The sequence below is a fragment of the Mycobacterium sp. IS-1742 genome (assembly GCF_001500125.1).
GTDB lineage: Bacteria > Actinomycetota > Actinomycetes > Mycobacteriales > Mycobacteriaceae > Mycobacterium.
The window spans coordinates 126,225-140,818 of record NZ_LQIV01000004.1 but is presented as its reverse complement, the minus strand read 5'-3'; the positions used below and the strand labels follow the sequence as shown (position 1 = coordinate 140,818).

11 protein-coding genes are annotated in these 14,594 nt (G+C 66.8%); 6 read left to right on the top strand and 5 right to left on the bottom strand.

Annotated features, from left to right (window positions below; translation table 11 throughout):
- Positions 1-56 precede the first annotated feature (56 nt).
- The 3 genes from AU196_RS04225 to AU196_RS04215 all read left to right on the top strand — a co-directional run bounded on the left by AU196_RS04225 (position 57) and on the right by AU196_RS04215 (position 5,675).
- Positions 57-2,249, top strand: a complete 2,193-nt coding sequence (locus AU196_RS04225; RefSeq protein ID WP_059093835.1) for a malate synthase G — start codon at positions 57-59, stop codon at positions 2,247-2,249.
- Positions 2,250-2,302: 53 nt separating this feature from the next.
- Positions 2,303-4,225 (top strand): hypothetical protein, encoded by a 1,923-nt coding sequence (locus AU196_RS04220; protein WP_059093834.1) that lies wholly within the window; start codon positions 2,303-2,305, stop codon positions 4,223-4,225.
- A 100-nt stretch (positions 4,226-4,325) separates the two neighbouring features.
- A complete protein-coding gene (locus AU196_RS04215; RefSeq protein WP_059093833.1) occupies positions 4,326-5,675 on the top strand; it encodes a hypothetical protein in 1,350 nt (449 codons plus the stop codon).
- Here the strand turns inward: AU196_RS04215 and AU196_RS04210 are convergent.
- Positions 5,660-6,466 carry an SDR family NAD(P)-dependent oxidoreductase gene (locus AU196_RS04210; RefSeq protein ID WP_059093832.1) on the bottom strand — a complete coding sequence of 269 codons (807 nt, stop codon included), beginning with the start codon at positions 6,464-6,466 and terminating at the stop codon, positions 5,660-5,662. The two genes, AU196_RS04215 and AU196_RS04210, sit on opposite strands and share 16 nt — an antisense overlap.
- 274 nt (positions 6,467-6,740) lie before the next feature.
- On the opposite strand from AU196_RS04210, the gene AU196_RS04205 reads away from it, so the two are divergent.
- Complete coding sequence (locus AU196_RS04205) at positions 6,741-8,564, top strand: CocE/NonD family hydrolase (protein WP_231737337.1); 1,824 nt, start codon at positions 6,741-6,743, stop codon at positions 8,562-8,564.
- Here AU196_RS04205 and AU196_RS04200 read toward each other — a convergent pair.
- The gene (locus tag AU196_RS04200) at positions 8,558-9,064 is read right to left on the bottom strand and encodes a DUF2505 domain-containing protein (RefSeq protein WP_059093830.1); all 507 of its coding nucleotides are present in this window, start codon (positions 9,062-9,064) and stop codon (positions 8,558-8,560) included. The genes AU196_RS04205 and AU196_RS04200 overlap by 7 nt on opposite strands.
- Before the next feature lie 88 nt (positions 9,065-9,152).
- On the opposite strand from AU196_RS04200, the gene AU196_RS25010 reads away from it, so the two are divergent.
- Complete coding sequence (locus AU196_RS25010) at positions 9,153-9,584, top strand: SRPBCC family protein (RefSeq protein ID WP_082695619.1); 432 nt, start codon at positions 9,153-9,155, stop codon at positions 9,582-9,584.
- Here the strand turns inward: AU196_RS25010 and AU196_RS04195 are convergent.
- Both AU196_RS04195 and AU196_RS04190 read right to left on the bottom strand, forming a co-directional pair.
- Positions 9,529-9,951 carry a DoxX family protein gene (locus tag AU196_RS04195; protein ID WP_059093829.1) on the bottom strand — a complete coding sequence of 141 codons (423 nt, stop codon included), beginning with the start codon at positions 9,949-9,951 and terminating at the stop codon, positions 9,529-9,531. The genes AU196_RS25010 and AU196_RS04195 overlap by 56 nt on opposite strands.
- Before the next feature lie 82 nt (positions 9,952-10,033).
- Entirely contained in the window at positions 10,034-11,620 is a 1,587-nt protein-coding gene (locus AU196_RS04190; RefSeq protein ID WP_231737333.1) for a PE-PPE domain-containing protein, read from the bottom strand.
- Positions 11,621-12,205: 585 nt separating this feature from the next.
- On the opposite strand from AU196_RS04190, the gene AU196_RS04185 reads away from it, so the two are divergent.
- Complete coding sequence (locus AU196_RS04185) at positions 12,206-13,684, top strand: flavin-containing monooxygenase (protein WP_059093827.1); 1,479 nt, start codon at positions 12,206-12,208, stop codon at positions 13,682-13,684.
- Positions 13,685-13,704: 20 nt separating this feature from the next.
- Here the strand turns inward: AU196_RS04185 and AU196_RS04180 are convergent, their stop codons facing one another.
- The gene (locus tag AU196_RS04180) at positions 13,705-14,589 is read right to left on the bottom strand and encodes a class I SAM-dependent methyltransferase (protein ID WP_059093826.1); all 885 of its coding nucleotides are present in this window, start codon (positions 14,587-14,589) and stop codon (positions 13,705-13,707) included.
- Between the last annotated feature and the right edge of the window lie 5 nt (positions 14,590-14,594).

The following is a 14,594-nucleotide window of genomic DNA, read 5'->3' as shown; positions in this document are numbered from 1 at the left end:
GGATCGACGGCGGCGCGCCGGGTGGCGCCCGCGGAGTACGGCCGAGGAGGAAGACGATGACTGATCGGGTGACGGTGGGAAACCTGCGCGTGGCCCGCGCGCTCTACGACTTCATCACCGATGAGGCGCTGGCCGGTACCGACCTCGACCCGGACAGCTTCTGGGCGGGCGTCGACAAGGTCGTCGCCGACCTGACTCCGCGCAACCAGGAACTGCTCGCGCGCCGCGACGACCTGCAGGCGCAGCTCGACAAGTGGCACCGACAGCGGGCGATCGGTCCGCACGACGCCGACGAGTACAAGCGCTTCCTCACCGAGATCGGCTACCTGGAGCCCGATCCGGGCGACTTCACGATCACCACGACGAACGTCGACGACGAGATCACCACGACCGCAGGCCCACAGCTGGTGGTGCCGGTGCTCAACGCCCGCTTCGCGCTCAACGCCGCGAACGCGCGGTGGGGTTCGCTCTACGACGCGCTCTACGGCACCGACGTCATCAGCGAGGAGGACGGCGCCGAGAAGGGCACCAGCTACAACCGCGTCCGCGGCGACAAGGTGATCGCCTACGCCCGCGAATTCCTCGACGGCGCAGCGCCGTTGGAGTCGGGCGGCTGGAGCGACGCCACCGGCTTCAAGATCGAGGACGGGCAGGTGCTCGTCGAGGTCGGCGAGCGGTCGGTCGGCCTGGCCGACCCGGCCCAGTTCGTCGGCTACACCGGCGAACTCGGTTCGCCGCAGTGGTCGATCCTGCTGTGCAACAACGGCCTGCACATCGAGATCCTCATCGACCCCGAGTCACCCGTCGGCTCGACCGACAAGGCCGGTGTCAAGGACGTCGTGCTCGAATCCGCCGTCACCACGATCATGGATTTCGAGGATTCGGTGGCCGCGGTCGACGCCGAGGACAAGGTGCTGGGTTACCGCAACTGGCTGGGACTCAACCGCGGCGACCTGAGCGAAGAGGTGAGCAAGGGTGGCGAGAGCTTCACCCGCGTGCTCAACCCGGACCGCACGTACACCACCCCGGACGGTTCCGGCGAGCTCACGCTGCCCGGGCGCAGTCTGCTGTTCGTGCGCAACGTCGGGCACCTGATGACCAACGACGCGATCACCGACGCCGAGGGTCATGAGGTGTTCGAGGGCATCCAGGACGCCCTGTTCACCGGCCTGATCGCGATGCACGGCCTCAAGGAGAGCGAGTCGAACGGCCCGCTGCGCAACAGCCGGACCGGCTCGGTGTACATCGTCAAACCGAAGATGCACGGACCTGCCGAGGTGGCGTACACCGTCGACCTGTTCAGCCGCGTCGAGGACGTGCTCGGGTTGCCGCAGAACACCCTCAAGGTCGGCATCATGGACGAGGAGCGGCGGACCACACTGAACCTCAAGGCGTGCATCAAGGCCGCCGCCGACCGGGTGGTGTTCATCAACACCGGCTTCCTGGATCGCACCGGCGACGAGATCCACACGTCGATGGAGGCGGGCCCGATGATCCGCAAGGGCGCGATGAAGAGCCAGCCGTGGATCAAGGCCTACGAGGACCAGAACGTCGACGTGGGTCTGGCGACCGGCTTCTCGGGCCGGGCCCAGATCGGCAAGGGCATGTGGGCGATGACGGACCTGATGGCCGACATGGTCGAACAGAAGATCGGTCAGCCGAAGGCCGGTGCCACCACCGCGTGGGTGCCGTCCCCGACGGCGGCGACGCTGCACGCCATGCACTACCACCAGGTCGACGTGTACTCGGTGCACAAGGAACTCGAGGGCAAGCAGCGCGCGACGATCGACGACCTGCTCACCATCCCGCTGGCCAAGGAACTGGCCTGGGCGCCGGAGGAGATCCGCGAGGAGGTCGACAACAACTGCCAGTCGATCCTGGGTTACGTGGTGCGCTGGATCGACGCCGGCGTCGGCTGCTCGAAGGTGCCCGACATCCACGACACGGCCCTGATGGAGGACCGCGCGACGCTTCGGATCTCCAGCCAGTTGTTGGCCAACTGGCTGCGTCACGGCGTCATCACCGAAGAGGACGTCACGACGAGCCTGCGCCGGATGGCCGCGGTGGTCGACGAGCAGAACGCGAAGGATCCCGATTTCAGGCCGATGGCCACCGATCCGGATGCGAGCATCGCCTTCCAGGCCGCCCAGGAGCTCATCCTCGCCGGCGGGGCCCAACCAAACGGCTACACCGAGCCGATCCTGCACCGGCGCCGCCGCGAGTACAAAGCCGGCGTTGCCGGCGCCTGAGAGCGGCGATGACCGAGCGATGATCAAGCGACGACGCCAAGACGGGAGCTGGAGTGGGTAGGCACAGCATTCCCGATCCCGAGGACTCCGACAACGAAGCCGGTGTCCCCTACGACGGGATCGACGAGGGCGGGTACGGCGCCGAGTCCGGTCCGTCGGGCCGGCACAGTGGCGAGTTCCCGGCACAGCCCGGGGGCGGGGACGAGACCCGCAACCCCGACGGCGGCTACGACAGCGGCGAATGGACGGGCAGCCACCGTGCGGTCACACCCGGCCGGCGCGGCATCAGCGTAGGGGTCATCGCGGCGCTGGTCACGGTCGTCGTGGTGGTCGGCGCGGTGATCTTGTGGCGTTTCTTCGGCGACGCCCTCTCCGAGCGCAGCGATGCCGCATCGGCCCGCTGCGTCGACGGCAACCTCGACGTCTCCGTGCTGGCCGACCCGTCGATCGCCGATACGATCCGCGGATTGGCCGACCGGTACAACGAGAACGCCGCGCCGGTCGGTGACCGCTGCGTGAAGGTCGGCGTCACATCGGCCGGATCCGACCAGGTGATCGCCGGTTTCACGAACTCCTGGCCGTCCGACCTCGGCGAGCGGCCGGCGCTGTGGATCCCGGCGAGCGGCGTCTCGGCGGCCCGGCTCGAGGCGGCGACGGACCAGAAGACAGTCAGCGATTCCCGCACCCTCGTCAGCACCCCGGTCGTGCTCGCGGTGCGGCCCGAACTCAAACCCAAACTGGCGCAGCAGAACTGGGGCACCCTGCCGGGTCTGCAGACCAACCCGACGGCACTCGACGGACTCGGCCTGCCCGGATGGGGCGCACTGAAGCTGGCCTTGCCGCGCAGCGGGAACGCCGACGCGTCGTATCTGGCGGCCGAGGCGGTCGCGGCGGCCACCGCACCCGACGGCGCCCCGGTGACCGACGGGGTCGGCGCGATCAACACGCTGGCCGCCGGCGCACCGGATTTGAAGGCCGACAGCGCTGACGCCGCCATGGAGGCACTGCTGCGCTCCGGCGACCCGGCCAGGGCACCGGTGCACGCCGTGGCGACCACCGAACAGCAGGTGGTGGCGCGGGCCGCGTCGATGCCGAATGCGAAGTCCACCCTCGCCTCGTGGCTGCCTCCCGGCCCCGTCGCGACCGCCGACTATCCGACGGTGCTGCTGTCGGGCGACTGGCTCGAGCGGGAACAGGTGACCGCCGCCAGCGAGTTCGCCCGGTTCATGCGCGAACCCGACCACATGAGCGAACTCGCCAAGGCCGGTTTCCGCACCCAGGGCGGCACTCCCCCGCGCAGTGACGTCACCGACTTCCCGAGACTGGCCGCCCCGTTGTCCGTCGGCGACGGTGCGGCGCGGGTCGAGCTGGCCGAGGCCCTGACCTCGCCGGCGCAGGCGTCGACGACCACGATCATGCTCGACCTGTCCATGCCCGGCCTGGAGGGTGCCAACACGCGGATGGGCAACGTCGTCAACGCGCTGATCCCACGGGTGGAGGCGCTACCGCCGACGACCGCGGTCGGGCTGTGGACGTTCGATTCCACCGCGGGCAACTCACAGATCACCACCGGTCCGCTCTCCGAACCGGTGGGTGATCAACCGCGCTCGGCCGCGCTGACCTCGACGCTCGACACGCTGTCGTCCACGTCCGGTGGCGCGGTGTCGTTCACCACGCTACGGCTGGTCTACAACGACGCGCTGGCCAAGTTCCGCCAGGGGCAACCCAACTCGGTGCTGGTCATCACCGAGGGGCCGCACACCGACCGGACCCTCGACGGTGCGGGGCTCGAGGCGTTCATCCGCGACGCGTTCGATCCCGCCCGGCCGGTCGCGGTCAACGTCATCGACTTCGGTGACGACTCCGACCGGGGAACGTGGGAGACCGTCGCGCGGACGACCCGAGGCCAGTACCAGAACCTCGCGACGTCGGATTCGCCCGAGTTGGCGGCGGCGATCACCGCGATGCTCAAGTGATCAGCCTCAACGCGTCGAGGTTCTAGCCTTCGCAAAAACCCCGGGACGAGGGTGCGCATTGCCCGCCCACGCGATCCGGAGCCGATGTTAGATACGGACCATGGCGGGGCAGAGCAGCGATGACCTCATCGTCGAGGATGCGACCAGCGGGGACGACACCCGCGGTGATGCCGCGGTGCGGGCGTACGCGCGAGCAGGCGGCTCCCGGAGGCTGATCGTCGCGGCGGTCGTCGGGTTCGTGGCCTTCAACGCCGGATCCACCTGGCTCTTCGGGATCGCCGGGAAGTGCGGGATCCTGCATTTCGCCTCTCAGTTCTCCGGCGGGAGTGAGCGGTTCGACTGGCTCGTGCAGGGGTGCACCGTTCCGGCTTCGGTCCAGATGATCCTGCTGCCCGACTTCCTCGTGATGGCCGGATATTGGCTCATGTTCACAGCCATCATCGTCGGTGGCTGGTGGCGGATCACGGTGCCCGCACTGCGCCGCGCCGCGTGGGTGCTGTGGCTGCCGACGATCGCCTTCGCCTGCGATGCGGTCGAGTACGTTCTGCTCTCGGTGCTGATGCACAAGCGGCCCGACGGTCAATTCGCCTACCGGGGCGAGGGCGGGCTGCTGAATGTCGTCCAGATGGCGTTCTCGTCGGCCAAATGGCTGGCGGTCGCTGCGATGGTGGTCGCGGGCCTGGTGGCGGCAGCGGCGTGGTTCACCCGGCGGGATGCCGCCTTTCCACCCGGGGTGTCACCGCCCCCGGATACCGCGCCGGTCGCGGTCGACGATGACTGGACGACAGGACGCAGGCTGCTCGACCGCCTCACCGCGGCCGTCCTCGTGGCCCTGACGACTTTTGTGGTGGCGTGGGTTCTCGGATTGTTCATGACGCACTGTGCGATCGACAGCGGTCAGCTCGGACCGGCTTACTGTGCGCCACCGCCCATCCCGACCGACCACTTCCAGGCGCCGAGTGTGGTTTTCGCGGTGGTCGGCGTGTCGTGCCTGGCGGTGGGGGCGCTGGCGCGCACGCGGGGGGCCGGCCTGCGGGCCGCGGGAGCGGTCCTCGTGGCGGCGTCGCTGTTCCTGGCCGTATGGCTCGTCTGGGCCCCCTCGGTGTTTCGTTCTCTCGACGATGCCCGCGGGGCGGCCGTGGTCGCGGCGGGGGTGATCGCGCTCGGTGTGGCCGCCGGCATCGCCGCCGGGTGGGCGAACGGGCCGTGGTTGTCGCGCGCACTCAGGGCGGTCGCTGCTGCGGGAACAATCCTCTGGGCCCTCGCGGTGATGTACGCCGTCGCCACGTCGGCCGAGTGGTCGGTCCATGCGCCGTGGGGCACCCTTCGGATCTCGGCCATGTCCCGGTGGACGGTGATCGTCGCCGCCGCGGTCCTGGTCGCGGTCTACGTCGTGCACACCGCCGGCCGGCGGCGGGCCGGGCAGACAGTCGATCAGGCCGAATCGTAGGTGTCGATGAACGCGCGCTGAGTCTTGCTGCGCAGCAGCAGATTGTCGAGCTGCACACCGAGCGGGCGGACGACGTTGAGGAAGTTCCAGCGCGCCGGGATGATCACCCGCACCTTCTCCTTCTCGACCGCCCGGATGAGCGCGGCAGCCGCCTTCTCCGGCCCGATGGTCAATCTCTGTTTGGCCCGCGACGGCGGGGTGAGGGACTGCTCGAGCATGGCCGTGTCGATCGGACCGAAGTAGGCGATCGTGACACCGACGTGGTGCGGCGCGAGTTCCATGCGCAGTCCGCGCCCGAGCATCTCGACGGCGGTCTTGCTCGTCGAGTACGCGACTCCTCCCACCGCCGGGAGGAGAGTCCCGTACTCGGTGTTGGGCGGCCACCCCATCGACGACACCACGACGATGTGCCCGCGCGCGGCGATGAGCGCCTCGAGTGCGGGGTGGACCGTGTTGAGGGTGCCGAGCAGGTTGACGTCGATGACACGCTGCGGTTCGCCCGGTTTGAGTGTGCGCAGCGTCGCGGGGAGGTGGGTGACTCCGGCCGTGCAGAAGACCGCGTCCAGCCTGCCGTACCGCTCGGCGACCCGGTCGACGGCCGCGGCCATCGCCTCGCGGTCCGCCACGTCGGCGCCGATCGCCAGATCTGCACCGCTACGTGCGGCGGCCTCCTCGTCGATGTCGACGGCGCACACCGTCGCGCCCTTGTCGCGCAGCAGCTTCACCTGCGCCGCACCGATCCCGCCCCCGCCGCCGGTGACCAGTGTGATGGCGTTCGAGAAATCCCGCATGGGCGCTCCGATCGATTCCGCGCCGTCCCCTGTCCACGTGGACCCTACACGGCGGGTCGCCACGGGGGTCGAAAGTCACAGCGGCGTCCAGCTTTTGATTCCCAATGCAAAGACGCTGGGCGTGGCGTCCGCCGGCTTCTAGACTTGGCCGATCGTGCGCGGGAGCGGACGGAAACCAACCTGACTCAGCGTCGTTCGGAGGCTTCACTTGGCGGACAACTATTCGGATGCGGCCTGGTTCGGCGATTTACCCGACACGCCGAAGGCGCGGGGTGTGCGGTCGTTCTCCTGCTACGTCCCCATGCGCGACGGGGTCGGTATCGCGGTGAGCGGGTACCTGCCCGCGGCAGCGAAGCGGGGTGCCCGACTCCCCACGATCGTCAACCAGACCCGCTACTACCGAGCGATGGAACTCCGGCAACCCCTGCGGACGGTCATGGGGGGAAAGCCTTTTCACCACATCCCCTCCACGGCGCGCTGCCGACGGCGCTTCCTGGCCGACGGCTACGCCTGGGTCGACGTCGACGTGCGAGGGTCGGGCGCCTCGTTCGGCCACCGACTGTGCGAGTGGTCCCCGGACGAGATCCGTGACGGCGCCCAGATCGTCGACTGGATCGTGTCCCAGCCGTGGTCGGACGGGTCGGTGGGCGCTCTCGGAAGCTCGTACAGCGGCGCTGCGGCCGAATTGCTCTCCGTCGCCGCACATCCCGCCGTCCGCGCTGTCGCCCCCCGGTTCTCCCCGTTCGACGCCTACACCGACATCGCCTTTCCGGGCGGGATTCACGCGGCGTGGTTCACCGACACATGGGGGCGGTACAACGCCGCACTCGACCGCAATGCCCCCCACGAGGTCGCCGGCTGGTGGGTTCGGTTGCTGGTCACGGGAGCGCAACCCGTCGACGGCGACCGCCGTCGGCGCCTGCGCCGAAGCGCGGTGGCGGCTCACCGGGACAATTACGACATCGAGAGCCAGGCACGGTCATTGACGTTCCGCGATGACGTCGCACCGTCGGATCCGTATTACTCCGACGAGGGCGACGGCCCGGAGCTGGTCGGGCACCCGATCGACGAATCAGGGAGCATCAACCTGTTCAGCCCTCACAACTACTGGAACGACGTGATGAAATCCGGTGTTGCGGTCTACAGCTACAGCGGGTGGTTCGACGGGGCCTATTCGCACTCCGCAGCCAAGCGGTTCCTCACGTTGGGCGCCGACCGGCACCGGTTGATCCTCGGCCCGTGGAGCCATGGCGGGCATTGGCACATCGAACCGCACCGGGACCCGGTCACTTCGCGATTCGATCACGAGGGCGAATTGGTGCGGTTCTTCGACCACCATCTGCGCGATCGGGACTCCGGCCTGGGCGTGGAGAACCCCGTGCACTACTACACCATGGGCGAAGGCCGCTGGAAAAGCTGTCCATCGTGGCCGCCGCCGGCTGATACACAGACCTTCTACCTGGCCGCGGAGCGCCGTCTGAGCACGGAACCGCCCGACATCGACAGCGGGGCGGATGAGTACGACGTGGACCCTACGGTGGGCACCGGTGAGCATTCCCGTTGGCGCACGCAGGTTGCCGTCGGCGAGGCCGTCCGCTACCCGGACCGCAGCGCTATGGACCGACGCCTGCTCACCTACACCTCCGCGCCGCTCGACGCCCCAGTGGAAGTGACGGGGCATCCGATGGTCACCGTTTTCCTCAGTGCCAGCGGCGACGACGCAACCGTGTTCGTCTATCTGGAGGACATCGACGCCGCCGGGCGCGTCGCCCCGGTCACGGAAGGGCAGTTGCGTGCCCTTCACCGGCAACTGAGCGATGCGCCCGCGCCGTACCGGCAGGCGGTCCCCTACCGCACGTTCAAACGCGCCGATGCCCGGCCTCTGGAGCCGGGCGAGGTGGCGGAGCTGACCTTCGACCTCATACCCACGTCACACCTGTTCCGGCCGGGCCACCGTATTCGCGTCGCAATCGCCGGGGCAGACGCCAGTCACTTCGCCACCCTGCCCGGCTCCCCACCCACATTCGGTGTGCATCGCAGCCGATTGTGCGCTTCCCGCCTCGACCTGCCGGTCGTGTCGACGTCCTTAAGTCAGTAGTGGCCGGCGATCCAGTCGTTGGTGAAGTGCTGCAACCTCGTGATCTCGTCGACGGTCTGGCGGCCCATGAAACTCTCGATCCGCCCGCCGACGAACGGGACCTTCACGCTGACGCTGCCGGAGTATGTCATCCGCGACCCCGTGTCCGCGGCGGTCAGCACGCTCTGACCCACTGCGGACACCGGCGCACCGGTTACGGTCACATCAATCTCACCGCGCACCCGCCCGTCCTCGAGCCAGCACCACCTCTCGTCACGAATCATCTCGATCTCCCCCGCGTGCAGTTGTGTGACCACCTTCGGCAGGCGTTCTCGCAGCAGGCCGAGCGCGATCCGAACGGCGACAGTGCCGCTCGGATCCGATCGCAGTGATGTCAATCTGGCGGTGCCGTCGGCGAATCTGTTCAGCCGTGCCGACCAGTACTGTTCGTCGGCGAACGCCGACAGGATCTGCACCACCGTCGCGGGTGAGTTCAGCGAGATCTCGAAGTTGCGCGGCATCTCAGCACTTCCTGTATTCGAAAGGGTTTTTCGCGCGGTTATCGGCGTAGTCGATGCTCTGCGCGGATGTCGGTGACATGATCGGACGATGGGGAAAAGCATTCGATCGGTTGAGGGTTCGTCGCCGTGTTCGGCGCCCGCCGAGACGGTTTGGGAGGTCTGGACAGATCCGTCGGCATGGCCGGGAGACGTCATCGAGATGGGTTCCGTCGACGGCGACTTCGCCGTGGGTGCCCGCGTCGGCGTGAAGGTGAAGGGTGGCGTGAAAACCTACTCGACGCTGACACGTGTTGAGCGACCGTCGATCTGGACGTCGGAGACCACGTTCCCGGGCCTTACGTTCACCTACGAGCACACGATCGAGGCTCACGGAGAAGGAACGCTTCTGACGGAGCGGGTGATCATGAGTGGGGCTCTCGCCGGCGTGGCGCATCGACTGCTCCGCCGCCGGCTGGAAGAAACCTTCACTGCGGTGACTGGGTATATCGGTCGGCTGGCAGAGGCGCGTCTGCCAACGTAGGCCCCCGATCGGCCGCCAACTGAGAGAGGTGTCCGGCCAGCACGAACGCGGTGAAGACGAAAACGGCTATGGCCAAGAACATCTCCTTGACCGGGTCGTTGACGCGGCGGTGCGCAACAACCGCACCGATCAGCAGGAGAAGCAGACCGATCGCCGCGGCGATCGCGAGCGGCCGCCAGAACAAGCCGCCGATGAGGCCGACCACCGATGCCCACTGACACCAGCCGATGAAGCGCGTGAGTCCCACGGAGATCCGCAGATGCACCTGGTTCTCCCGCGCATCACCGACGAAGAAGACGTTGAGGAAGCCGGCGACCGCCATGAAGATGGCCAGGCCGACGGAGACGATGATGATGGCGATTTCCATGGATCAGTCCTCTCGAGACACCGCAGTGGTGCTGGACCGCCGACGGGCGATCCAGCACCACTTTGGGTGGTTATGCAGTTGTCTAAGCCGCGGGCTCGCTGTCGTTCGCGGGTTCGTTGCCGCCGCTCGGCTCCGATTCCGTCGGTCCCGGGTCCTGCGTCGCCGGACTGGGGTCCTGAGTGGTGGTGGTGCCACCGCTACGCGGCTTGGGGGTGAGCGCCCCGACCACTGTGTTGACGGTCCCGGTGATGGCCTTGTTGATCTGCTGCAGGGACTTGTTGAGGTTCACCTGCGGCTTTGATGTGCTCGGCGTTGCAGCTTCGCCACCCGTGGACGCCGGGGCCTGTTGCACCGGCGGCGTCACAACCGGCTGGACGACGGGTGTGGCTGGTGCGACCGGAACCGTCTGCGTGGTCACCGGCGCAGCAGGCTGCGTGTATGCCGCCGTCACACCGCCGCCGCTCGTCTCCGTCCCCGTAGGGGCCGGCGGGGTGGCAGCAGGCTTGGCGTCAAGATCCGTCGAGCCCTCCGAGGCGATTTTAAGATTCGATTCAGGTGCAACCGTGTTCGCCTGCATAAGGTTGGCATGGTTGAGCTCTTCGAGGTTTTCCTGCGTCTGCTCCATGCCGGCGGCGATCGCGTGGAAGTCCTCGATCCACTGATGCGGGTCGGGGATCAATTCGAGGTGAACCGGCTTCGCCGGGTACTTGCCATCGATCGGCCGGTCGTACCCCGTCTCGATGATGGCCCGCAGCAGCGGATCGAGCGCCTTGACGATCTCGGGCGGAACGCCGAGATCCAACAACGGCCGAGTGAGCGGCAGCTGCCCCTCCGGATTCTTGATAAGGACATCGACAATGTTGCCCTCTTGCGTAATCACGTACTGCTCAGGCGCGTCGTCGATCTCGTCCTGAGATAGCCGGCCGTCGCCATCTGTGTCCAAGTCCGCGATGCTTACGTCGTTGTAGTAGCCGTTGTGCACGTAGATGAAGCCCAGTGCGGCATTCGCCCACGCGACCGGATTCATCACGTACTTCGGCACATCCGAGGCGCCGTCGTACTGCTTGCTTATCTGGATCACCTGTGGCGCGTTGGGATTGGTACTTGGATTCGTCGACGCCCCGAAGCGCAGGCCGATCAGCGGAACATATACGCCCGCCGGCATCCTCGCCCACAGGCCGCCGTCGTTTCGCGCTCCATTGCCGAGCAGAACGAAGGTAACTTTCGAGAAGTCCTTATTAGGGTATTCCTTCTCCAGATCGGCGAGGACATCGGACGCCGCGTTGGAGCCCTGCGAGAACCCGACGACATACACCGGGTCACCCGGATTCTGGCTGACCGCGTCGAGGATTGCGGCCTTCGTCTTCTCTGCCGCAATCGCCTTCGACTCCTCGTAGCCATGGCTGCCGAGGCCTGTCATCACACCGAATTCCCGTGGGTAGACGATGTACTTGTTATTTGCGCAGTCCACCGCACACTGGTCGTACGCGCCATTCAGCGCGCCCCTCATCCGATCCGGCGCCTGGCTGTCGTTCGTCGGGAGGATGTCCTTGGTGCCATCGATGAAGATCGACACGGCCGCCATCGGGCTGATGCCCGGGAGATGACTGTCCGTCGCGTAGGCGAGGCCGAAGAGCGTCACCAGTTGCAGCGCGGCGCCAGTCGTCACGACCGACGCCGTCCTTTTGTTGTTGCGAGCTTCTGCTCGATGGTTCCCCACGTTGGTCCTCCACCCCGGAATTGCTTGATGCGGGCTAATTCGTTACCCGCGTGTCGAGCAGCGTAGCGCAGGGTGGGCAGCCCGAGGAATACCTTTCGCTGAATTCTGAGGGCAAGCTGAATTTCATGCTTGCGATCGGGCGGATCGGCGGGCGTGGATACCGTGCCGGCAAGCGCGACTAGACCCAGAGCCGGCTGGTTCCGGCAACGCTCGCCTCACGATTGCCGTAGTCGTGTGCTTCATTATAACCGTTGTAATACAACAGGTTTTGCTAGCCCGCTGTTGATCACGAGACGATCACAGGTTCGTAGCAAACAAGACAACTCGGCCGGGCTGCCATTGCGGCAACGGGTTCGCAGCACCCTAGCGGGAGGTCTTGGCGAAAGGAATAATTGCGTACTCAATCGGTTTGCCATCGCTGGACAACTATATGCCCGACCCGTTGAGCGTCTGAGAGTGCATCTTTTTTACAGCAAACACCTTTTACGGTCCCGAAGTCGCGCCGGGCGGCGCCTCCGGCGGTACGGTGGAACGATGGATTCGGAGGTCTTGGACGTCATCATCGTGGGGGCCGGCTTCGGCGGAATGGGCGCCGCGATCGAGCTCAATCAGCTGGGCTACAAAGACATCGCGATTCTCGATCGCGAGGACGACCTCGGCGGCACGTGGTACGTCAACCACTATCCCGGTCTTGCGGTGGACATCCCGTCCACCACGTACTCATATTGGTTCGAACCGAACCCCTACTGGTCCCGACTGCACGCCCCGGGTGCCGAGCTCAAAACCTATGCCGACCACGTGGCGGACAAGTACGACCTCCGGCGCTTCATGCGGTTCAACACCACGGTCGACGGTGCCCGGTGGGACGAGGATGCCCAGTTGTGGCGGGTCGCGCTCGCCGGGGGACGGTCGATGTCCGCGCGGTTCCTCATCACCGCCACGGGATATCTGTCGCAGCCACGCATCCCCGACATTCCGGGGGTCACCACCTTCGGCGGCACGATGGTTCACACCGCGCAATGGGATCTGGCCTCCCCCATCGAGGGCCGCCGGGTCGGCATCATCGGCACCGGCGTGACCGCCGTACAGCTCATTCCGGAACTCGCGCAGCAGGCGGCGGAGTTGACCGTCTTCCAGCGCACCCCCATCTGGGTGGTTCCGAAGGTCGACTTCGCCATACCGTCGGCCGCGCAGCGCCTGTTCGCGAGGTTCCCCCTCGCGCAGCGCCTTCTGCGCCTGGTCACCGACGCATTCGCCGAGATCGGCGTGTCCAGTGCAGTCGTCCACTACAAGCAGGTCCGGTTGCTCAACGCCGCCGCGGCCGGGCTGTCCCGTCTGCACCTGTTCGCCTCGGTCCGGGACCGGTCGACCCGGAGGAAACTCACCCCGGCCTACGAATTCGGTTGCAAACGTACGACGTTCAACAATGACTACTACCGGATCTTCAACCAGTCACACGTCCACCTCGAGACGGCGGGGATCGAGCGCGTCGAGCCGGACGGTATCGTCACCCTCGACGGTCGGAAGCGATCGCTCGACACTCTCGTGTTGGCAACGGGATTCGATCTCTGGGAGGCCAACTTCCCGGCTATCGAGGTGGTCGGTCGGGATGGCCGGAACCTCGGCAAGTGGTGGCGGGAAAACCACTTCCAGACCTACGAGGGCATCTCCGTCCCGAACTTCCCGAACTTCCTCAACCTCGCGAGCCCGTACGCGTTCACCGGCGCATCGTTCTTCACGATGATGGAAATTCAGATGCGCCACATGCGTCGGCTGTTCGGGGAATTGCGCCGCAGCGGCCGTGAGACGTTCGAGGTGACGGAACAGGCCAACACCCGCTACTACGAGCAGATGTCGGCGAAGCTCGGCAATATGGTCTACTTCCGGGGGAACTGCGCCGGATCGCGGTCCTACCACTTCCGCGGTGACGCGACCATCGTTCGCCCCGTTTCCCGCGGTCGGGCGGTGCGGGAATCGACCCGGTTCCCGGTCAGCGATTACGCGTTCCGCTGACCGGCCCGGGTCGTCCGCGCTCAGAAGGCGTAGCGGTGGAGCTGCACTATTTTGCGCAGCACCGGCGTACGTGACGCGACGCGGCTGAATCGGCGAAGCCCTCTGGGCAGACGCTGCGCCGTCTCCGCGTCGAACAGTGAGATCGCGGCAATCAAACGCGTGCCCGGCACCTTCGCCAGGACGTCGTCGGGCTGATCGACCGACCATCCCAACTCCGACCCCGACCACCGCACGACGGTGTTGTTCTTCTGTTGCGCACGGGTTCCGAAGCGGCTCCAGAAGTCCAGCTGCAGTTCACCGGCTGGGAAATGCTCGACCACGCGACGCATCAGGGCAATTCCGTCCTGCTCCTGCAGGTACATGCTGACCCCCTCGGCGAGGACGAGCACCGGCCGGTCGCCGGGCAGATCCTGCAACCAGGCCGGGTCGGTGACCGAGGCGGCCACGAGATGATAGTGCTCACGGGTCGGATAGAACCGCTCACGCAGGGCGATGACGTCCGGAAAGTCGACGTCGAACCACTCCACGCCGGGCCCGGGATCGATTCGGAACACCCGGCTGTCCAGCCCGCAACCGAGATGCAGCACCACCGCGCGCTCGTTCGCCGCCAGGAACTGCCTCACCCAGATGTCGAATTGGGCCGCCCGCACGGTGATCGACGAGACCTGCCGCCTGCGCTGTTTGGTGATGGGATTGCGGCGCCTGTCGTAGTCGACCCGGTTGATCAGGTCGCGGGCATAGGTGTCTGCGAGGACCGGGTGCGGCGACTCGGCGTCGAGGGCCTTCGCGAACACCATGTCGAGCATGGTCTGCGGCGGTCCGCTCAGTTCGACGTGCACGGTGTCGGCTGCGTCGGGCCGCAGGTCTGTGGCGCGTCGGCGAGCGAGCCAACTCGGTGAGCTCATGGTTG